The organism is Antarctobacter heliothermus, assembly GCF_002237555.1.
GTDB lineage: Bacteria > Pseudomonadota > Alphaproteobacteria > Rhodobacterales > Rhodobacteraceae > Antarctobacter > Antarctobacter heliothermus_B.
In genome coordinates this window covers 512,785-534,132 of the sequence record NZ_CP022540.1, presented here as the reverse complement: position 1 = coordinate 534,132, position 21,348 = coordinate 512,785, and the positions used below count along the sequence as shown (strand labels likewise).

General features: G+C 61.5%; 17 protein-coding genes and 1 pseudogene. 4 read left to right on the top strand and 14 right to left on the bottom strand.

Annotated elements, in window-relative coordinates; translation table 11 throughout:
- Positions 1-107: 107 nt before the first annotated feature.
- The 5 genes from ANTHELSMS3_RS02665 to ANTHELSMS3_RS02645 all read right to left on the bottom strand — a co-directional run bounded on the left by ANTHELSMS3_RS02665 (position 108) and on the right by ANTHELSMS3_RS02645 (position 7,505).
- Positions 108-3,224, bottom strand: coding sequence for a PAS domain S-box protein (locus tag ANTHELSMS3_RS02665; RefSeq protein ID WP_198319870.1), 3,117 nt, complete (start codon positions 3,222-3,224; stop codon positions 108-110).
- Positions 3,225-3,631: 407 nt separating this feature from the next.
- Positions 3,632-5,338 (bottom strand): capsule biosynthesis protein, encoded by a 1,707-nt coding sequence (locus ANTHELSMS3_RS02660; RefSeq protein WP_094033523.1) that lies wholly within the window; start codon positions 5,336-5,338, stop codon positions 3,632-3,634.
- Entirely contained in the window at positions 5,316-5,975 is a 660-nt protein-coding gene (locus ANTHELSMS3_RS02655; protein ID WP_089276261.1) for an ABC transporter ATP-binding protein, read from the bottom strand. Before ANTHELSMS3_RS02655 ends, ANTHELSMS3_RS02660 begins: the two co-directional genes overlap by 23 nt.
- Positions 5,976-6,142: 167 nt before the next feature.
- On the bottom strand, positions 6,143-7,168 hold the full coding sequence (locus tag ANTHELSMS3_RS02650; protein WP_094036887.1) for a permease: 1,026 nt from the start codon (positions 7,166-7,168) through the stop codon (positions 6,143-6,145).
- On the bottom strand, positions 7,161-7,505 hold the full coding sequence (locus tag ANTHELSMS3_RS02645; RefSeq protein WP_094033522.1) for an ArsR/SmtB family transcription factor: 345 nt from the start codon (positions 7,503-7,505) through the stop codon (positions 7,161-7,163). Before ANTHELSMS3_RS02645 ends, ANTHELSMS3_RS02650 begins: the two co-directional genes overlap by 8 nt.
- 112 nt (positions 7,506-7,617) lie before the next feature.
- On the opposite strand from ANTHELSMS3_RS02645, the gene ANTHELSMS3_RS02640 reads away from it, so the two are divergent.
- Both ANTHELSMS3_RS02640 and ANTHELSMS3_RS02635 read left to right on the top strand, forming a co-directional pair.
- Positions 7,618-8,199 (top strand): uracil-DNA glycosylase family protein, encoded by a 582-nt coding sequence (locus ANTHELSMS3_RS02640; RefSeq protein WP_094036886.1) that lies wholly within the window; start codon positions 7,618-7,620, stop codon positions 8,197-8,199.
- Positions 8,196-8,990, top strand: a complete 795-nt coding sequence (locus tag ANTHELSMS3_RS02635; RefSeq protein WP_094033521.1) for an SseB family protein — start codon at positions 8,196-8,198, stop codon at positions 8,988-8,990. Before ANTHELSMS3_RS02640 ends, ANTHELSMS3_RS02635 begins: the two co-directional genes overlap by 4 nt.
- A 28-nt stretch (positions 8,991-9,018) precedes the next feature.
- Here ANTHELSMS3_RS02635 and ANTHELSMS3_RS02630 read toward each other — a convergent pair whose 3' ends face one another.
- Positions 9,019-10,029, bottom strand: coding sequence for a P1 family peptidase (locus ANTHELSMS3_RS02630; RefSeq protein ID WP_094033520.1), 1,011 nt, complete (start codon positions 10,027-10,029; stop codon positions 9,019-9,021).
- A gap of 225 nt (positions 10,030-10,254) precedes the next feature.
- Here ANTHELSMS3_RS02630 and ANTHELSMS3_RS02625 point away from each other — a divergent pair, with 225 nt between their 5' ends.
- Together ANTHELSMS3_RS02625 and ANTHELSMS3_RS02620 are read left to right on the top strand one after the other, a co-directional pair.
- On the top strand, positions 10,255-12,141 hold the full coding sequence (locus ANTHELSMS3_RS02625; RefSeq protein ID WP_198319869.1) for a methyl-accepting chemotaxis protein: 1,887 nt from the start codon (positions 10,255-10,257) through the stop codon (positions 12,139-12,141).
- Positions 12,142-12,205: 64 nt separating this feature from the next.
- Positions 12,206-13,456 (top strand): IS256 family transposase, encoded by a 1,251-nt coding sequence (locus ANTHELSMS3_RS02620; protein WP_094033518.1) that lies wholly within the window; start codon positions 12,206-12,208, stop codon positions 13,454-13,456.
- 443 nt (positions 13,457-13,899) lie between these two features.
- Here ANTHELSMS3_RS02620 and ANTHELSMS3_RS02615 read toward each other — a convergent pair whose 3' ends face one another.
- The 8 genes and pseudogenes from ANTHELSMS3_RS02615 to ANTHELSMS3_RS02585 form a co-directional block, all read right to left on the bottom strand.
- Positions 13,900-14,640, bottom strand: a complete 741-nt coding sequence (locus tag ANTHELSMS3_RS02615; protein ID WP_094033517.1) for a glucose 1-dehydrogenase — start codon at positions 14,638-14,640, stop codon at positions 13,900-13,902.
- 10 nt (positions 14,641-14,650) lie between these two features.
- Positions 14,651-15,382 (bottom strand): SDR family NAD(P)-dependent oxidoreductase, encoded by a 732-nt coding sequence (locus ANTHELSMS3_RS02610; RefSeq protein WP_094033516.1) that lies wholly within the window; start codon positions 15,380-15,382, stop codon positions 14,651-14,653.
- A gap of 72 nt (positions 15,383-15,454) precedes the next feature.
- Positions 15,455-17,044: an ABC transporter ATP-binding protein gene (locus tag ANTHELSMS3_RS02605; protein ID WP_094033515.1), complete on the bottom strand. Its 1,590-nt coding sequence runs from the start codon at positions 17,042-17,044 to the stop codon at positions 15,455-15,457.
- Entirely contained in the window at positions 17,041-17,856 is an 816-nt protein-coding gene (locus ANTHELSMS3_RS02600) for an ABC transporter permease (protein ID WP_094033514.1), read from the bottom strand. Before ANTHELSMS3_RS02600 ends, ANTHELSMS3_RS02605 begins: the two co-directional genes overlap by 4 nt.
- Positions 17,853-18,794, bottom strand: a complete 942-nt coding sequence (locus tag ANTHELSMS3_RS02595; protein ID WP_094033513.1) for an ABC transporter permease — start codon at positions 18,792-18,794, stop codon at positions 17,853-17,855. Before ANTHELSMS3_RS02595 ends, ANTHELSMS3_RS02600 begins: the two co-directional genes overlap by 4 nt.
- A gap of 40 nt (positions 18,795-18,834) precedes the next feature.
- Positions 18,835-18,978: a hypothetical protein gene (locus ANTHELSMS3_RS26450; RefSeq protein ID WP_368074443.1), complete on the bottom strand. Its 144-nt coding sequence runs from the start codon at positions 18,976-18,978 to the stop codon at positions 18,835-18,837.
- 262 nt (positions 18,979-19,240) lie between these two features.
- Positions 19,241-19,585 (bottom strand): annotated as a pseudogene (locus ANTHELSMS3_RS26445) (alpha/beta fold hydrolase); the annotation flags it as partial.
- 133 nt (positions 19,586-19,718) lie between these two features.
- Complete coding sequence (locus ANTHELSMS3_RS02585) at positions 19,719-21,281, bottom strand: hypothetical protein (RefSeq protein ID WP_094033512.1); 1,563 nt, start codon at positions 21,279-21,281, stop codon at positions 19,719-19,721.
- Positions 21,282-21,348 lie beyond the last annotated feature (67 nt).

The window sequence follows — 21,348 nt, the reverse complement described above, 5'->3', positions numbered from 1 at the left end:
GCCGGTTTGGTTGATCGCGGCCTTGGCACCATCAGCCGGTATCCAAAGCGACGACACAGGCGTCGTGAGGGCGCCAGTCAGTCAATCAGGGCGGGTGCACACTCAAGTCAGCTTACCGGACTGAGGGGGCGCCCCTTGGCTTTTTCAGCCAACGCAGTTTCGATGGCAGCGAAAAGATCCAGCCTGCTGACGGGCTTCATTAGCCGAACGTCATTCGGCTTGAGAGCGTTATCCGGAATCGCCGTCTCTTTTGCATATCCGGACAGGAAAACGACGGGAAAATCCGGGCGGTTCTCACGAAGTTTGCGGGCAAGATCGGTCCCTTGATGCTGTCCCGGCATGACAATGTCGGTGATCAGCAGGTCAAAGTCGTGATCCTGTTCCCAATCCGCAAGAGCAGCATCGCCCGATCTTGCCGTGCGGACCGTGTAGCCCGCTCTGGACAGCGTTTCCGCAAGAACACCCCGGACCGCATCCTCATCTTCGACAAGGAGAATCCGTGTCATCGGGGCGGATCTAGGCAGGGTCTTGTCCGCCTCGACAGCGGGCGCACTGCTTTGCGCGATCACGGCCGGGAAGAACAATTTGAACGTGGTGGCGACTCCGGGATCTGAACTGACGCGCACCATGCCGCCCGACTGTTTCATAAAGCCCTGAACCATGGATAGGCCCAATCCAGACCCGGACCCGGGTGGTTTGGTTGTGAAAAACGGCTGAAACACAGCGTTCAATCGGTCGTGCGGAATGCCCTCACCTGTGTCGGTGATTGCAACAGTCACATAGCGTCCCGGCGCGATACTTTCGCCGTCGTCGTCGTCTAGATCGTCTGCGCCCAAGGTGACGTTGGCCGTTTCAACCATCAAGCTCCCGCCCGACGGCATGGCGTCTCGGGCGTTCAAGACCAGATTCAGAACCGCGTTTTGCGCCAGAGACGGGTCCGTCTCGATGGGCCAGAGGTCTGGCGCCAGTGCAATGTCAACATCGACATTCTCGGGAAGCGCCCTGCCAAACCAGGTCTCCGTCTCTTGCAGCAGCGCATTCAGATCGACAACCATCGGCTGCAAACGTGACCGACGCGCAAAACCCAGCATGCTCCTGACAAGATCGGCGCCGCGATTGGTTGCTTCAATCCCGGCAGTGACAAAGGGGGCAATGCTGCTGACGTCCTCGGCTTCTTTGATCAATTCGAGATTGCCAAGAATGACCGCCAGCAAATTGTTGAAATCATGCGCCACGCCGCCGGTCAGATTGCCGATGGCTTCCATCTTCTGCGCTTGGCGGAGCTGGCTTTCCAATTCGACCCGTTCGGTAATGTCGGTCAGAACGCCGGTTGATCGAATGGCCGCGCCTGTGTCGTCGACGATGGTCTGCCCGATGGCCAGAAACCACTTGTACGCTCCGGATTTGGTTCGGAACTGATGCTCGTTTGAAAAGATCGACCGGGGGTCTTCGATATGCGCCTTCAACTTGGCACGGTAGCGCTCAACATCGTCAGGATGGATGATGCTGGTGATCGAGGCCGCCTTGATCTCTTCGAATTCCTCGGCGGTATATCCCAAATGCGTGGCGAACCCCGGCGACATGTACAATTTGTCTGTCCGCAGTTCCCAATCCCAGATCGACAACTGCTGCACGGCGAGGGCAAGCCGCTCCTGGCTCTTGCGCAGCGCTTCTTCGTTCCGGCGCTGCGTTGTGACGTCTAGGCCGACAGTGGCGATGCCGCCTCCCTTCAGCTTTTGTTCATGAAGCCGCAGAATGATGCCGTCGGACCGCTCGATCTCAAAGGGGCCGGCGTTCGGGTCATAACGTTGGACAAGGCTACGCGCCATAAAGTCGTCCTCGTGGCCTTCCAGATCGGGCATATGACCGTCGTCGACCCCGGCGCGGAGATAGCTTTCGAAACGTGTGCCGGGGACGGTGTATTCCGGAATGGTCTTGTTGAGGTCGCGAAAGGCCTGATTGCCAAAGACAAGCCTGTCCTCGTCATCCCATAGACTGAACACCTCTACCAACCCTTCGACAGCCTCTGCCAAGCGCGCGTTCGCCTGTTCGACTTCAGATTTGGAGCGGATAAGTTCGGTGGTGTCCGTAGCTGTGCCGCGATAGCCCTTGAACCGGCCATTGTCGTCAAATCGGGGGGCTCCGGACAGGCGCAGCCACTTTCTTTGGTCATCGATCCGGATCGGGTAGAGGAAATCCCGAAAGGAACGTCGCGCCGCCAGATCGTCAAAATGCGCTGCCCAGTGGTCATCGTCGCCCGCCTCAGTATCGCGAAAGTCCCCTCTGGCGCGTCCGATAAGCTGTTCTCGCGATACACCGAGAAAATCCTCGAGCCCCGTCGAGAACCAGGTGATCCGCAAGGTTTCATCCATTTCCCAGAACCAATCGGAACTGGCAGACGCATAGTCCTCAAAACGGGTGCGGCTGTGTTGTAGCGAACGTTGGCGGTCAATGACCAGACGGCTCAGGAATCCGGTCAACGCCGCCAAAAGGCAGCCAAACACAAGGATGGCCTCGTCAATCATGCTGCTGGTGTCGCGAACGCGCGCCGGTGTGGGCGCGGTCAGCAAACGCCATTCCCGATTGCCGACGGTGATCCGGCTCTCATGCGCAAAGGTGTCAAAATCGGCGTCTTGTTCTGAGGAAAAGAACACCTCCTCGCCGTCCAGAACCCGAAAGGCGTAGGAACGCCCTGCCTCCTCTTCCAGCGCGGTTTTCATCAACGGCGCAGTGCGGAACACGATATTGAGGAAACCGGAGCGCTGCGCATTTTCGGCGACGGGGACATAGACAACAAAGCCTTGACCACCTTGTGCCAGTGCGATTGGCGGCGTCACCTGCATCTCGCCGGTTTCTGCCGCGCGGGCCAGCGCCGCGGACGGAATTGGTAAGTCGTGCAGGTTCAGGTCAAGCGCCTGAGTGTTGCCTGCTTCGGGTGTCACAATGCGGATCACGCCCTGTGCGTCGACCCAGTTCAACGCCTGAAAGTCGCCAAACAATTCATGCAATAGCGTGGCTTGTGTCTGAAACGTATTATTCTCAAAAACGCCGTTCCTCACAAAATGAAGACCAAGAAACTCGCCCGCTTTCAGGCGGGTTGCCACATGGGTTTCCAGACGCGCGGCAAAACTTGATCCGACAACCCGTGTTTCCGAGACAAGCCGTTCGGTTTGAATGCCTCTTTGAACCGACAGAAAAAACACAGAGGCGGCGACGGTGGCCATAGCGACGCCGACCGGAATGAGACAGTCTAGTCTTGGCCTTTGAGGCAGTCGCATTATCAACCCAAGATCATTTCACGCGCTTGCGCGCAAGTCGGTGTCTGCCCGGGTCCGGAAATGGCGGGCGCGGCGATTCCGGACCAATAGGGGACGGATCAACCATCAGCAAACACTTTCCGGAAGGTGCCCGCCGGACAAGCCAGCACACGCCTTAGGGTTGTGTCCTGTATGTTGTGAAATTGCCACGATTTTCGGGCGGGACGGCCCATTTTTTGTACAAATCTCCGACACGTCCCGTATTTCCACAAGGGTTCAGAGACATCCGCGCGGTATTCGAACCGCCGATGATTGTCTGGGCCACCGTATGCCCCGTCACACGGCGGAGCGGACAGTCCGTGGCGTGTGTCAGGTCAGGTTGAGACCTGTTCGCGCAGGATCGACGCCGTGAGCGAGATCATCAGATAAACGCCGCCAAAGATCAGGAACGCCAGAATCGTATTTTCGAACTTGCGTGGATAGCTGGGGTCTTCCGATGCCACTGGCTCTACCGAGGTGGTCAAATAGCGTGCTTGGCTGTCGGCATCACGGCGCGCCTGTTCCAGCCGTTCCAGCGCGGTTTGCAGCATCAGGTCGCGCGTGGCCAGATCCGCCTCTGCCAGCTTGATCTGCACGGCAATCTCGGCCAGCGAATCCTCACCAGTGGTCGCGGTTGTCATCTCCCGGTTCAGCCGTGTCAGCAGCGTCTCCAACCGCCGGATGTCGCCCTCTGTGCCGTCGACCTTGGCGCGGTTCGGACGGTTGTTGTCCAGAAGCGCCTGAAGTTGCAGCTGTTTTTCCTGCAATTGTAATTCGTAGGTGTTGATTTGCGACCGCAGCGCCGCAATCCGGCCTTCGGGGTCGATTACGTTGCCGTCCTGCTGCATCCGGACCAGGATCTCCTGCGCCTTACGCCGGCCGTTTTCGGCATCCACAAGCCCCTGTTCGGCGTCGGTGACCGCGTTGGACCGCTTGCGGAAGGACAGTTTGTCCACCCGTTCCTCGGCATAGCCGATCAGCGCACGAGAGAAATCCTCGGCGGTTTGCGGGTTGGCGGCCATGACCTCCATCTTGACGACGCCCTCGGTCGGGTCATAGCCGATCTCGATGTGGCGTTTGTACAGGGAATAGGCCTCTTCGTTGGTGGGTTCGGGTTCCAGACGCTGGATCGGATCGATGAACTCTTGCGAGAAATGCGCCTTGAACCCTTCGTCCCGGTCCAGCCGCAGCATCGCGTCCTTGGAGGTCAGATAGGATTGTACCGCGATGGCGTCCTGATTGGTGGCAAACTGCGTGCCCGAAAACAATGACCCCATCGCCCCGCCAGAGTTTTCTGCCTTGAGGATCAGGAATTCCGATTTAGTCGAATACATCGGCGTGGCCACGGCATAGAAATAATAACCAGCAAGGACAGTTGGCAGCACGATAAAGGCCATCAGCCGCACCATCAGCAGCATCATCTTCTTGCGGCGTCGGGCGGCTAGTTCGCGCTGGATTTGCAGAATTTCGGCGGCGCGACGTTCTGCCGGGCTGACCGTTTCGGTCGACGGCAATTGTTGCTTTTCCACCTTGATCGTCTGCGGCAACTGCACCTTGGTTTCGGGTTTGGCGGCGGCGGCGGGACGGGCCTTCGCCGCCGGATCGGGAATTGACCCGGCCTCTGCCTGTACCAGTTCCAGCATGTTGGTGCGCTGGAACGGGTCGATCCCGCGCTGGCGCAACAGACGCACCGCGTCGAAATCCGATGTCGGGTTCAGCCCGTGTTTGTTGGCCACCCGCCGCGCCATGCGCAACTGTCGCCCGGTCAGCCCTTCGGCGCGGATGCTGTCGATATCGATCTCACCGGCCACCTGACGCGGAGAGGCCACTTCGCCACTGCGGACCTGGGGATCGGGGGACGGTTTGGAAAACTGCGGACGCGATGCGCCAGACGGCGCGGGGCTGCCCTGCTGCGGCGGCGACGCCGGGGACGCTGCGGGCACGGTGCTGTCCGGTTCGGGCGTGCGGTCCTCCCTTGGGAAATCAGGAGCGGCCGGGGAACGCCGAATGCGGAATTTCTTAGCTTTCGGTTTCGTAATCATACAGCCGTTTCGCTTCTTCCAATGAGTCGAACATATGCATCTTGCCATCCATCAGAACAGCGGCCTTGCGGGCGAATTTTTCCAGCACCTTGGGTTGGTGCGAGACAATGATGATCGTCGTGGTGCGCAGCCTGTCGGCAAGGATGTCGCCCGCCCGCTGGTTGAATCCCGCATCGGTAGAGTTCGGCATCCCCTCATCGATCAGGTACATGTCGAAATCCAGTGCCAGCATCAGCGCAAAGGTGAACCGCGCGCGCATGCCCGAAGAATAGGTGCCCAGCGGTTGGTCGAAATATTCCTTGAGATCGCACAGCCACCGGCAAAAGGATTCGACGTAATCCGGGTCTAGCCCGTAGAGCCGCGCAATGAAACGGGCGTTCTCCTTGGCCGAGATCTTGGAGACGACCCCGCCCATGAACCCCAGCGGAAAGGACACCCGGCAGTTGCGTCGGATTTCCCCCTCATCGGGTTTTTCCAGCCCGGCCATCATCTTGATAACGGTGGATTTTCCGGTTCCGTTTGGCGCAAGAATGCCCAGCGATTCCCCCAGTTCGACACGAAAGGACACGCGGTCAAGGATCACCTTGCGCTGCGTCCCTGTCCAGAAGGACTTACTGACCATGTCGAACTCTAACATATGGGTGCCCTGGTTGTGCCTCGGATCCCTCGTACCTTGGTGTATCGCCGAACTAGGTAGACAATTTGTTCACATTATGGCCTTGGCGCGAAACAAAAACAATTCGGGCCCCGCGTGGGGGCCCGAACATTCAACAGTTAACCAACTGTGTCGTTTGAACTGACGTGTCAGGCAACCGCGCCCCAGGCCAGCCCGGCAATCATTGCCCCCAACAGCGCCCAGCCAAGATAGGCAAAGAAGATCCTTGGCTTGACCAGAGCCCAGACCGCGATGGCGGCCGGGATACAACTGACACCACCGGCGATGACAAAGCTCATGGCCGCGCCGGGTGCCATCCCCTGCGCCAGCAGCGCATCGACCAGCGGCACGGCAGCGTAACCGTTCAGGTAGGCGGGGGCCCCGACCAGTGCGCCCATCAGGATCGGCGTGATGCCGGTGCCGCCCAGCAGGCCCGCGATCATTTCTGCCGGCACATAGTGGATCATCAGCGCCTCCAGCACATAGGCCAGCGTCAGCCATTTCAGCAGGAACAGCGCGTTTTCCAGCCCGGTATCGCGGAACGTCTCGACCCGGTCGCTGTGCTGCCAGAACCGCCAGACCGGCTTGCCCTGAAACGGTTTCTTGACGCCGCAGCAGCCACCAACCTGCGGCTTCTCCCGCAGCGGATCGCGGAACACCGGGCTATTGGCCAACGCGCGGGTGCCAAAGCCACCCAGCAGGCCCAGACCAACCGCCGCAAGCGCCTTGGCCACGGCAAAGGACCAGCCCAGCGTGCCCGCGGTGATCAGGAACATCGCCGGATCCATCAGTGGAGAGGCCAGCCAAAAGGCCATGACCGCCGCCAGAGGCGCGCCCACCGCCAGCAGGGCGGCGATAAACGGGATCACCTCACACGAACAGAATGGGGACAGCCCGCCCAAGGCCGCAGCCAGAAAGATCATCCGCACCTCGCGGCCCTCAAACGCCCTGGCCATCAGCGTTTCGGCCCCTGTCGCCTTGAGGAAGGCGACAGCCAGCACCGCAAACAGGATAAAGGGCGCGGTGCCGAGCAGGGCTTCGATTGTGAACCGCACCGTATCGGGGAACTGCTGCCAGTCCAGCAGCGCGACCAGCGCCAGAATGCCGAGAATGACCAGCCAGACCTTGGGAATCGGCGGCAAACGGCGTGTTGCAGTTGTCGTGGTATCAGCCATGATCGGCATCCTTGTGACAGGTGTCGGCATCCGCGCAACATTGGCGCAGCAGGTAATCGGACAGCGCCTCGACCTCAGTGTAATCGGCAGCGGCGCAGATGATGGACCGTCCCTGCCGCGCTTGGGTCACAAGACCTGCGGCAGAGAGAATTTTCAGGTGGTGGGTGAGGGTGGAGCCGGTGATGCCGGTCCGTTCACCCAGCGCGCCGATGCTTAGCCCGTCACGGCCTGCGCGCACCAAAGAGTGCAGCACTTGCAGACGTTGTTCAGAACCAAGCGCCGCGAACTTGGACGCGGCGGTTTCGACGGTGAGGGAGGGGGACTCAATCATTTTCATATTTCTAACATTGTCGAAATGATTGTGCCACGCAAGTGTTATTTCGATAAATGTCGAAATGACCTGTTGCGCCGACGTGACCTCCTGTCTTGCGGCCTGTAAGGTCCGCACAATGGACGACCTTTTGCATGACATCCGCGCCTGCCGTCTCTGCGCCGACCGCTTTGCCGCGACGGAAACCGCCCATGCGCCGCGCCCGGTGCTGCGCGCGGCCCCCTCGGCGCGGTTGCTGATCGCGGGACAGGCTCCGGGACTGAAGGTGCACCAGTCTGGCCTGCCGTTCACCGATCCCTCAGGCGACCGTTTGCGCGATTGGCTGGGGCTCGACAGCGCTACGTTTTATGATGAAACCCGCGTCGCCATCGTGCCGATGGGTTTTTGTTTTCCCGGCTACCGCAAGGGATCAGACCTGCCACCGCCACCGATCTGCGCCCGGACATGGCGCGCGCAGGTCATGGCGGCGCTGCCCGACGTCCGCCTGACATTGCTCATCGGCGGCTACGCGCAGAAATGGCACCTTGGCATCAAGACCGGCGTGACCGACACCGTCACCCGCTGGCGCGACTTTTCGCCCGATGCCATCCCCTTGCCGCACCCCTCGTGGCGCAATACCGCATGGCTGAAACGAAATCCCTGGTTCGAGGCAGATCTGTTGCCGGTCCTCAGAACCCGCGTCGCAGAGGTGCTGGCATGAACGATGAGACCCTGACCGAACTCGACCGCGCCCACGCGGCGATGGAGGCCACCCCAGAGGACGACGCCGCCCGCCTGCGCTATTACGACCGCCTCGCCAGCACGGAACTCTTCCTGATGCTGACACAGGAACCAGAGGGTGACGCGATTTCCCCGGAACTCTTTGACCTCGGCGATGCGCAGTTCCTGCTGGCCTTCGATCGTGAGGACCGCCTGTCCGCCTTCGCCGGGCGTGTCGTTCCCTATGCGGCGCTGTCAGGCCGCGCACTGGCGACCATGGTCGCGGGGCAGGGGGTCGGCCTTGCGCTGAACCTTGAAACCGCGCCCTCGCAGATCCTGCTGCCGCCAGAGGCGCTGTCGTGGTTGGTTGAAACCCTCGGCACTGGCCCGCAAGAGGCACAGGCCCGTCCGTCAGAGTTTCGCGCCCCCCGCGTGCCCGAACAGCTTGTCACGGCGTTGGACTCCCGCCTTGCCACTGCCGCCGGTCTAGCGCGCAAGGCCTATCTGGCCGAGGTGATCTACGATGACGGCACGCGCGGGCATCTGCTGGGCCTGACCGGCACGGTGCCGGGTGCCGAACGCGCCCTTGCCGGGGCCATCAATGAGGCGCTGGTGTTCTCGGGGCTAGAGGCGGGCGCACTGGACGTGACCTTTCTGACGGACAGTGACGCCACCACGGCGCTCCTTGCCGGTGTGGCGCTCCGGTTTGACCTGCCGGAACCGCCCGAACCCGTAAGACACGAACAGATCGCGCCGGGGTCTGACCCGGACAAGCCGCCAAAGTTGCGCTAGAACTCCAACGCATACGGTAGGGCGGGCTTCAGCCCGCCACCAACCCCAATTCCTGCCGCAACGTCGGCAATGTATCGCCCGGCTCTGCCCGCGCCTCCCACACCGCGCGGGCAATGGCGCGGCTGAGACAAACGCTGGCCGCGTGGCCGATCATCGCCACCTGTCCCATCGGATCATCCAGCGCCCTTGCCCCCGTCGCGGCGGCAAAGACCAGATCGCCGTCCATAGGGCTGTGCGCCGGCAGGATCGCCCGCGCCATGCCGTCATGCGCCGCCACCGCCACTCGGTGACACTGCGCCTTGTCCAGCGCCGCATCCGTCGCCACCACGGCAATCGTCGTATTCCCTTGTTCCGCCATCGCCGACACCTTGCGGCTGGGGGGCAGGACCAACCCCGGCGCCGGGTCCACGCCGAGGCCGCCAAACTCATCATCCACCTCAAACGGCGCCGCCCAGAATTGCCGCCCGGAGGGCGTTGTCACGCTGCCCATCGGGTTCACCGCGACCAGCGCACCCACGGTAATCCCGCCGTCCAGCACCAGACTGGCGGACCCGAGCCCCCCCTTGTGCTGCGCCGTCTGCGCCCCCGCACCCGCGCCAAACGTGCCCAGATCAAACGTGGCCCCAGCCGCCGCCAAGGCCTGCCGCCCCAAGGCCGGGTAGGGGTTGTTGCCCCAATCCTTGTCGCCGCCGTTCAACAGATCGAACAGGATCGCCGCCGGGACAATCGGCACCCGCGCCGAAAATATCTCAAACCCCGCGCCCTGCGCGTGTAAGGCATCCATCACCCCCTGCGCTGCGGCCAATCCGAACGCACTGCCGCCCGACAACACCAGCGCATGCACCGCCTGCACCGATTTGTCCGGGGCCAGCAAATCCGTCTCTCGCGTGCCGGGCGCGCCGCCCATCACCGACACCGACGTGGCAAAGGGCGCATCCGCCGTCACCACCGTACAACCGCTCTTGATCCGCGCATCCTGTGCGTTGCCCACACGCAGCCCGGCAACATCGGTGATCAGGTTTCTGGGTCCGGGACGCATCGGGGCCTCATTTGTAACTCAAGTTGTACCATCCGCGCGCGCGGGCGCAGGCGCAACCCCGACCGAATAGATCCCCATATGGCCAAGCGCCCAAAAACATACGCACCTGCACAGAGCGCAAACAATAGGATTTGCAGGGGTTTTTTCCGTGTCCGCCAAGGCGACAGACGGGGTTTGTTAAGGTTTCCCCGGGTAGGGAGTCTGTGGAGAAAATGGAGCTTGTCAATGTCCCGTGTCTTCAATCGTTTGGGCGTTCAGATCGGTCTGGGCGTGGCTTTGCTGTTTTGCCTGCTCACCGCCGCATTGTTTGTGCCGCTGTTTTATCAATCCAAAAACGCGCTGCTGGAGAATGCCGCCGAAAAGCAAAGTATGTCGATCAACGTTCTCGCCAATGAAATGGCGAGGTCGCAGAATTTGACAATCTCTACCGGCCCGGATGGCCAGATTGCCGGGGCGGTCGCGCCGGAAATCGCAACCTTTGAGAACCACGACCTGATTGATCTGGTCGGGACAATCTCGGGCGAAACCGCAACGGTCTTTGTCTGGGATGAGACGCAAAAGGACTATGTCCGCCGCAGCACCAATATCGTCAAACCGGATGGAAACCGCGCCGTTGGCACCGTTCTGGGCCAAAGCAATCCGGTCTTTACCGCGATGCGACGCGGCGATGTCTTCCGGGGAGAGGCGACAATCCTCGGCAAACGATACCTCACCATTTATGTCCCGGTTGAGACGCCGACAGGCACGCCACTGGGCATTCTCTATGTTGGCGTGTCCAAGGATACGCTGAACGCCTCCGTGTCGGCGATGCTGTGGTCTGGCCTTGGTATCGCGCTTTTGTCTCTGGGCGGGGCCATCGGTGTCTTGGCCCTTGCGCTGCGCTGGATACTGGCCCCTGTGGGTCAACTGGGGGCCGCCGTGACGGCGATTCGGGAAAAACGGTATGACACCATTGTCCCGCACACCAATCGGCCTGACAGCGTCGGGGCGGTCGCCCGCAGTGTCGAGATGTTTCGCGCTCAGCTTAAGGATGCCGAAACAAACCGCCTCGCCGAGGAGGAGATGCACCAGAAACGCGCCGCCCTGTTCGACGCGCTCCGCAATGCGATGGATGCACTGAAAAACGGTCAGGTCGGGACGCAGGTGGCAGACAACGTATGGGCCGGGCTGGGCGATGATGCCTTTGAACTGTGCGCAAACTTCAACGGTCTGTCCAAGGCGTTTGAAACCCTGATCGAACAGATGCAGACCAGCATCGCTGTTGTTCTCGAAGGGGCGGATGATCTCAAATCAACCTCAACCGACATGTCGCGCCGGGCCGAAGGGCAGGCCGCCACGCCGGAGCAAAGCGCCGCCGCGCTGGAGGAGATTTCAAGCGCGGTGAATGCCTCGGCAGAGCGGGCGCAAAAAGCGAATGAGATGGCCGATGACAACCGCCATCGGGCGGAATCCGGGACAGAGGTCATGCAACGCGCGCTGTCGGCCATGTCGAACATCTCTAAATCCTCCGAGGAGATCACCAACATCATTTCCGTGATCGACGACATCGCGTTCCAGACAAACCTGTTGGCGCTGAACGCGGGGGTAGAGGCGGCGCGCGCAGGCGAAGCGGGCAAAGGCTTTGCCGTCGTCGCCGCCGAGGTCCGCTCTCTGGCGCAGCGCGCTTCTGAATCGGCGCGCGAGATCAAGGCTCTGGTCACCACCAGCGCCGGTCACGTCGAAGAGGGAGAGCGTTTGATGCACGACACGCACAGCACCTTCTCGGCCATCGTGGACGGCACGGGAAATGTGACGGCGCTGATCTCTGAAATGGCTTCCTCGGCTCAGGAACAGGCAACCGGAATTCATGAAATCAACACTGGGGTGTCTGAACTTGACAGCGTGACCCAGCAAGACGCCGCCGTGGTGATGGAGGTCAATAGCACCAGTGAACGCTTGACCCAGCAGGCGGAAAAGGTCGTCTCTGTGATCGCCAGTTTCCTAAAACGCGACGCCTCCAGTGCGCGCGCGAACCGGGCTTCGGTGGATGAGGTGGCCCCGGTCGCAACGGTCTCGGGCTCTGGGGCCAAGCACTCCGACTGGAGATATGCGCGAAAGTTGGTGATGCCCTGAGGGGCGACATATCATGGCGGTGTCGAAGCGCCGTCAATTCTCAACCGAGAAAGGGATATGCCACATGCAAGAGAATACCATCACCCAGCTATCTGATCCATCCGGGATTTCGCCGGACCCGCTGACCGACCTCATCCGGGACGGCGCGCGCAAGCTGATCGAGCAGGCGATTGAGGCGGAACTGTCCACGCTGCTTGGCGCCTTTGCCGATCACAAGCTTGAGGATGGTCGCGCAAGACTGGTTCGTCATGGGCACCTGCCCGAGCGTGAGATTTTGACCGGTGTCGGGCCTGTTGCCGTGACGGTGCCGCGTGTGCGGGACCGCAAGCCGGGCACGGACAAGATCGCGTTCACGCCCAGCATCCTGCCGCGGTATCTGCGCAAGGCAAAGTCGGTCGAAGAGCTGCTGCCCTGGCTTTACCTGAAGGGCGTGTCCACCGGCGATTTCAGTGAGGCGCTTGCCGCCCTGCTGGGGCCACACGCCAAGGGCCTCTCGGCCACTACGATCACGCGGCTGAAAGCGGACTGGTGGTCCGAGTACGAGGCCTGGGAAAAGCGTGACCTCGGCACCCGGCGGTTTCTCTACATCTGGGCCGACGGCGTCTATTTCAAGCCGCGAAGGGCCGAGGAAAAACAATGCGTTTTGGTGATCGTGGGTGCGGATGAATACGGCCGCAAGGAGCTGCTGGCCATGACCGACGGCTTCCGCGAAAGCACTCAGAGTTGGCGCGAGGTTCTGCTCGATCTCAAACGCCGCGGACTGAAGCAGGATCCCAAGCTCGCCATAGGCGACGGCGCCCTGGGGTTCTGGGCGGCACTGCGCGAGGTCTTCCCCTCGACACAGGAGCAGCGGTGCTGGCTCCACAAAACCATGAACGTGCTCAACGCGCTGCCGAAATCGGTGCAAGCCAAGGCCAAGGCGCACCTGCACGACATCTGGCAGGCCGAAACCCGAGCCGCGGCGTCGGCCGCCTTCGACTTCTTCGTCGATGCCTACGGCGTGAAATGGGACAAGGCAGTCGCCAAGTTGGTCAAGGATCGGGATGCACTACTGACCTTCTACGACTACCCGGCCGAACACTGGAAACACATCCGGACGTCAAATCCGATCGAGAGCACGTTCGCCACCGTCAGACACAGGACGAAACGCACCAAGGGCTGCCTCAGCCGCAAGACTGGGCTCGCCATGGCTTTCCGGCTGATGATGTCTGCTCAGACGAAATGGCGAAAACTCGACGGGCGGAATCGCCTCCCGGAGGTCATCAGCGGGGTTGAGTTCCGCGACGGCGTCCGCCAACTTCAAAACGCCGCCTGATCACGCGTCACCAACTTCTGCGCATATCTCCTCCGACTGGGACAGGGCTGCGGTCTCAGGCAACGCGCGTGCGGCGGCACCGCGCGCAACGGAGGACGCAGGCGGGCAGCTTTGGGCAAACTTCTGACGTCCACTCTGGCGCCCTCAGCGGCCACTCGCCGCCAATCCGCCCGAGGAGCGCGATAGACAGGTCCGGGTGTTCCACTCTGACCTGTCATCCATCTAGTTGGCCATCAGGGATCGCGCTACGAATTGCGCCCGAAAAGCCCCGGGCACGCTCTCAAACACAGCTTCAATCCACCGGCTCAAAAGGGCGCATCAGGCGACCCTGGGGCAGTCCTTTCAAACAAGCGGATCAAGGGGCCAAGTATGAATGGTTCGTAAATTCGTCTCTGTAACCTATTGATTTTCCATAGGCGCCAAGCTGTCCACGCGTGGACAGCCTAAATACACCGCCCCCCATCCACCTCCAGACAGGTCCCTGTGATCATATCCGCCTCGTCCGAGCACAGGAACAGCGCGGCATTTGCCAGATCGCGCGGGGTCGAGAACCTCCCCAGCGGGATTGTCGCCAGAAATTTCGCCCGCATCTCCGGCGTGTCCTCGCCCATAAAACTCGCCAAAAGCGGCGTCTCACCGGCCACGGGATTGAGCGCGTTCACCCGGATGCCCGAGGGGGCCAGCTCCACCGCCATCGCCTTGGTCGCCGTGTTCATCCAACCCTTTGAGGCGTTGTACCAGTTCAGCTTGGGCCGGGGCGACACCCCCGCCGTCGAGGCCACGTTCAGGATTGCCCCCGACCCTTGCGCCTTCAACTGAGGCACTAAAGCGCGGGCCATCAGGTAGACCGATTTGCAATTGACCGCGAACACCCGGTCAAAGTCCGCTTCGCTCACATCCTCCATCAAGGCGGGCAGATGGGTGATGCCCGCGTTGTTCACAAGAATGTCGATGCCGCCCATCAGATCGTTCGCCTCTGCCACCAGATTGGTGACGCTGGCCGGATCGGCAACGTCGGCGTGCAGCGCATGCGCCCCGGTCTCACCCGCCACTTTGCGGGCGTTGTCCATGTTGATGTCGGCGATGATCACCTGCGCGCCCTCGGCGGCAAAGCGGGTCGCGATCCCTTCGCCAAAGCCCGATCCGCCCCCGGTCACGATGGCGCGTTTGCCTTGCAGTCTCATGCTGCTCTCCCTAGTAAACCGCCCGCCCGCCGGACTGGTCAAAGACCGCCCCGGTGGAGAAACTCGCCTCTTCGGACGCCAGCCAGCAGGCCATGGCGGTGATCTCATCGATACTGCCAAAGCGACCCATCGGGATCTTGGATTTCATGTAGGCAATGAACTCTTCGCTCATCTGGTCAAAGATCGCAGTATGCACAGCGGCGGGGGCGATGGCGTTGACAGTGATGCGCGTGTCAGCCAGCTCTTTGCCCAGCGATTTGGTCAGGCCGATCACCGCCGCCTTTGAGGCGGAATAGGCCGAGGCATTCGGGTTGCCTTCTTTGCCCGCGATAGAGGCCATGTTGACGATGCGGCCAAACCCGCCGGGCCGCATCAATGCCGCCGCCGCGCGGTTGCAATAGAACAACCCGTTGACGTTGAGATCAAAGACCTGTCGCCATGCGTCAGTGGGGTATTCGATGACGATAGTGTTGGGGCCGGTGATGCCCGCCGAACAGACCAGCGTGTCCAACCCGCCCATGGCGGTCCGATCCTCGCCCATGGCGCGGGTGACGGCTTCGGGGTCAGTAACGTCAATCTGCCGGGTGCGGATGTTGGGCTGGCCCTCCATCGCGGCGAGGTTTGCCTCGCTGATGTCCCAGACCGTGACCTGCGCGCCTTCGGTGGCAAGGCGGTGCGCAATTCCCGCGCCAATACCCGACGCGCCGCCGGTGACAACCGCGTAGCGGTTTTCAAAACGCATAGTGTCCTCCCTTTTTTGCGGCATCCTGCTGTGCCAAAGCGGGAAGGTCCAGCGGTTTGAAAGCGCGAGGTGTCAGCCACTGAACCCGGGCAGATGCGGCGCGGCGTCCAGCAGGGTTCTGGTGTAGGCGTGTCGGGGGGTGGCAAAGACCTGCTCGGTCGGGCCTTCCTCAACGATGCGTCCCGCCCGCATGACCATGATCCGGTCGGTTATGCCGCGCACTACGGACAGATCGTGGCTGATGAACAGATATGCCAACCCGTATGAGGCGCTAAGGTCGGCCATCAGGTCAAGAATCTGCGCCCGCACGCGCACATCCAGCGCCGACACCGCCTCGTCAAAGACAATCAGGTCGGGCCGGATGATCAGTGCTCGCGCGATGGCAAGACGCTGGCGTTGGCCGCCGGAAAAGGCATGGATGTGTTTGTGCGCATCGTCGGGAGACAGGCCCACGGCGGACAGCGCCTCGGCCACGGCGGTGTCCCGATCGGGGCCTTGTGGCGGATTGGGCAACAAATGAAACGGTTCGGTGATCAGACGCGAGACGCGGTGGCGGGGGTTAAAGCTGCCGTAAGGATCCTGAAAGACAACCTGAATGCGACGGCGCACCGCCAGGTTGGGCCTGTGATCGGTAAAGACCGCATCGCCCCCTAGCGTGATCGTTCCCCCGGTGATGGGGGTCAGCCCCAGCAGGGCGCGGGTCAGTGTGGACTTGCCGCACCCACTTTCCCCCACCAGGCCGACACGTTCGCCGCGCCCAATGTCAAAGCTGACATCGCGCACGGCGGTAAAGCTGGGCCGCTTGGCAAAAGGATGCGGGCGCGGCAGCGGGTAGGTGCAAGTGACACCCTGTGCGCTCAGCAACGGGCCGGTGTCGGGGCGGGGCGGCAGGTGAGGCTGGTGGCTGGAGGCCTCGAACAACGCGCGGGTATAGGGGTGTGCCCGGTGACTGAGAACGTGCGCGGTGGGGCCGGTTTCGACAATGTGCCCGTTTTGCATGAGGGCGATGCGATGGGCCATGTTGGCCACCACGGCCAGATCATGGGTGATCATCATCAGGGCCATGCCTTCGGTCCGGGGCAGATCCTGCAACAGGTCGAGGATCTGCGCCTGCGTGGTCACGTCCAGCGCCGTTGTAGGTTCGTCCGCAATCAGCAGGCGAGGGCGCAGGGCTATGGCCATGGCGATCACCACGCGCTGACGCTGACCGCCGGACAGTTCGTGCGGATAGCGCGACAGCGGCAGGTCCAGACCGCAGCGGAGCAGTGCCTCGCGCGCCTTGTCCCTCGCATCGGTGCGCGGCGTGCGGGGACTGTGCTGCAGGATGGTTTCGGCCACCTGCGCGCCGATGGTCTGCACCGGGTTGAGCGCGGTCATCGGTTCCTGAAAGACCATGCCGATGTCATTGCCGCGCACGGCGCACAGCCTGTGTTCTGGCAGGGTTAGCAGGTCTGTGCCGTTCAAGGTGATCTGGCCTGTTGCCTGCGCGCCCTGCGGTAACAGCCCCATGGTGGCCAGCGCGGTCATGGATTTTCCGGACCCGGATTCGCCGGTCAGGGCGACGATCTCACCCGGTGCGATGGTCAGGCCGATCCTGTCCAGAATGCGTTTGCCGTGGATGGTGGCCGATAGGCCGTCGATCCTCAGAAGGGGGGCGGTCATGTACGCAAGACCCTTAGCCTTGGGTCGAAATGATCGCGCAGCCCGTCGCCCAGCAAGTTCAGCCCCAGCACCATGAAGACAATCGTCAGGCCGGGGATCAGCGCCACATGCGGTGCTAGTGATACCAGGGTCTGCGCATCTGCCAGCATCCGGCCCCAAGAGGGGACGGGCGGCTGCGCGCCCAGGCCGACGTAACTTAGCCCTGCCTCGGCGAGGATGCCGAGCGAGAACTGGATGGTGCTTTGCACGATCAGCAGGTTGCCGATGTTGGGCAGGATGTGTTCGGCGCTGATGCGGGCGCGGTTCTTGCCCGCGACCCGCGCGGCGAGGACAAAGTCGCGCGTCCACAGCGATAGCGCCGCGCCACGGGCAAGGCGGGCGAACACGGGGATGTTGAAGATCCCGATAGCAAGAATCGCATTCAGCGCGCTGGGGCCAAAGACGGCGGTGATCAGGATGGCGATGACAAGGCTGGGAAAGGCAAAGACCAGGTCGGCGGAGCGTGAGATCAGCTCATCCAGCCAGCCGCCTGCACGGCTGGCGGCGGCAAGACCCAGCGGCACGCCAATCGTGATGCCGATGCCCACCGCAACCAGAGCCACGGCAATTGAGGTGCGCGCGCCAACCATCAGCATCGACAGGATGTCTCGTCCAAAATGATCGGTGCCCAGCAGGTGTGCGCCATTTGGCGGTTGCAGGCGGGCCGGAATGTTCAGCGCCGTGACCCCATACGGGGTCCAAAGAAATGACAGCGCCGCCGCGCCCAGAAACAGTGCCGTCAGCGCGCCGCCAAGGATCAGGTTGCGGCTCATCCCTTGCGCAACCTTGGATCGGCCAGCGCATAGGCAAGGTCGGTGAGAAAGTTCACGAGGATCACAGCAAAGACCAGCAGCATGACAGTCGATTCCACAACGATCAGGTCACGCTGGCTGATGGATTGAAAAATCAGACGGCCGAGGCCCGGAAGGTAGAAAACCTGTTCGATGATGATACCGCCCGCGATGAGAAAGGAGAATTGCAGCCCGATGATGGTCAGCACCGGGATCAGCGCATTACGCACTCCGTGCCGCCAAAGGGTCTGTCGCCGGGTCAGCCCTTTGGCGCGGGCGGTGCGGATGTAATCCTCTCCCAATGTGTCGATCAGGGAGGACCGCAGCACGCGGGCAAGGATGGCGGCCTGTGGCAGGGCAAGGGCAACGGCGGGAAGGGTCAGGGCGCGGATCGCCTGCAAAGGGTTGTCCCAGCCGGGAAAGCCACCGGAGGGAAAGATCCGCCATGTGATCGCAAAGCCCAGCACGAGCAGCATGGCAAACCAGAAGTTGGGGATCGCCACGCCCAGTTGTGAAAACGCCATGACCCCGAAATCAGGCGCGCGCCCGCGCGTTGCGGCGGCGATCAGCCCCGCCGGAAAGGCCAGCAGGATTGCCAGCGTCAGCGCATACAGCGCCAAGGGAAGAGAGATCCACAGCCGGGTGGCGATCATCTCTGCCACCGGGGTGCGATAGGTGTAAGACATGCCAAAATCGCCGGTTACCATCCCGCCGACCCATGACAAGTAGCGTTGCATTTTTGGCTGATCGAGGCCCAGTTCGTCGCGCAGGGCGGCAACGGTTTCGGGTTGGGCATTGATGCCCAGCATATAGCTGGCCGGATCGCCGGGCGCGACCTCGACCACAAGGAAGATCACCACCGAGGCGGCGATGAGGCTGAGGATCAGCGAGGTCAGGCGTCGGGTCAGATAGGCCAGCATGAACCGCACCGTAGGAGCGGGCAGGGCAGGCGTCCAGAGGTCACGCGATCAGGAAGGCGCACAGGGCGTCGGCGGTGTCTTGCGGCGACTGTTCGACAAAGCAATGCCTGCCGGGGATGGCCCGGGCGGTCATGTCGGATATCTGGTCCGCCCATGTGGCGGGGACGTCGTAGGCCTGCGCCATGGCACCATCGGCCCCATACAGGACCAGCGCCGAGCAGGGGACGCAGCGGCAAAGATCGGCCGTGATCGAGGTCGAAATCCACCTCGATCGCGGCGCGGCAGTCGTCACACATGGCACGGCGGCAGTCAGGGTCTGCCCACGCGGAACGGTACGCCGCCAGTTGTGTTGGTTTGAAATCTACCAATGTCGCCTTGCCGAAAGCCAGCAAGCACCTTTTGTAGTAGGCTTCAGGGTCGGTGGCGATCATGGTTTCCAAAAACGGCCTGGGCTGGGCGAGGAAAAACCAGTGGTAGTAGGCCTTGGCGACCTTGTGGGTGAGGTCGTTGAGCAAGCGGTGAATGGGGATGATGTCCATGACGGTCAAGGAGCGCACGGCCTGAGGCGTATCCAGTGTCAAACGATGGGCGGTTCGTGCGCTCCGGTTGTGTCCGGCAAGGTGAAAGCTGTCAAACCTGAGCCGACGCATCAGGAACACCTGATCGCGCGCCATTTCCCGAAAGCTGTAGCGCGCCACGCCCGATGGTTTACCGCTTTCGCCATAGCCGCGCAGGTCGGGGCAGACGACGGTGAATTCCTGCGCAAGGATCGGCGCGACCTCGGCCCACATGGCATGGGTCTGCGGAAACCGTGCAAGAGCAGTACCGGAGGGCCAGCGCCGCCGACTTCAAACCCAATGTCGATGCCGTTCAACGTCGCGTAGGTTGCAGTGAAACCGGGGATGTCATTGCGCATCGTGCGAGTCAATTTCTGTAAGACGCATGGCAAAGCGTGTACCGGTCGATGATGGGTTGATCGATACGCAGTGCCTTCAGCAAGTTTTTCGTGATGCGATTGTTCGGCGGATCGTCCGGCGCGACCTGGGCGTTTGCAGCCTGAACGGCTTTGCGACTCTTGGGACCAAGACTGCCATCGGCACCGCCAGTGTCAAAGCCGTAGGTGGCTAGTTTCTGTTGAACCATCAGGACAAGTTCGGGGTGCGCCTCGTCTAGTACTCCACAGAATTCGCGCGGCATGGGGAGGGCGGAGGCAGGGATTTGGATCGGCTTGCTCGCATCTGTCCATCCCGAGTTATGATCACGCTGGACGCGCAACAAGATAGATTGATGTGCAAACTCTCGGAATCCCAAGAAACCTCTTTCAAGCAGCCAAAGGGACAATCTGCCGAATTCTTCATCCCGGTCGCCGCGGCGGCCCTGCTCTGTTGCCCACCGCACAAAGCCGATGTATCCGCATCCTTCGTATTCAAGGCAGGTTTCGATCTCCCATTCACCCGTTTCGGAACGGTTTCCTGCGCAAAGAAAATTGCGCCCCGCATCGAATGTCAGAAAAGCGTTTTCTCGCATCATGAAGTTGCTGATCACCTCGTCCGACTGGGTGTAGTGCCGTGCTGCAAAGCGGTTGGCGCATAGGGCAATCAGGTCCGACCGGCCACCGGAAAACACGCTGGGCTGGTCGTCGAACACGCGAATCTTTTCGTCGATCAATTGGAACGGGGACATGATCATCATGTCGTTCGGAGGGGTGGCATACATCCTGTCCAGCGCACCGATGGAGACACCGGTTTGTAAAAAGAGACTGGTCACCTCGCCGACGGCGAGATTGGCCAAACGAAAGAGATCGTCGGGCGTCGCGCTTTTCACTCTTGGATCGGACGGATCAAATTCGACGGCGGGCTGGTGGATGCCAATTCGTGCGTCTAGATGCGCAAATCGACGCGGGGCAGAGTAACCCGCGAAGCTGTCGTAGGCGCTAAGAAATGCCAAAGCACAGGCGCTTTCGCATCGGTCCCCCTTGTCGACCACGGTCACAAGGCTCCATTTCCGGATGAAGCGCGCGAGCCGGATCGCCTCGGCAAAACTGCCGCCGGCAGAGTTGAGTGAAAGAACGGCGGAATAGGGACAGTTCTTTCCGCTTGGACAAAGAGTGCGCAGGTGCGGCTCTGCCATCCGGCTGAGCTTGTCGGTGTCTCCTGCCTGAATGATCCCGTCCAAACGGTAGACGCGGCCATTCAGAAAAGTTCCATGCCCAAAGTGTCCCACCTCGGAAAAAGCATCGCCTGCTCCATCTGGCGTCAGGCCACGCTGGTCAAAGTCCACGTTCTGGCGGCGAAAATCCACCGTGTTTTCGTTTCGTCGTCCTACTTTGTCGGAGCCAAGGACAAGCGTGTCGGTGAAATCGGGTTCCGGGACGATGAAGGAGACAGTCTTGTCGCCCGTAGGGCCCCTCTCTTGCGTGATGGTCGCGGTCAGTGCGGCGTGAGGAAAAATCAGGATTAATAGGCACAGGCGCAAAAACGGCATCATGAATTTCCGTTCAAATGACTAGGGGCCGTCAGTTTCGTTAAGCATGCCCTCAGTGTACGCGCCCTGT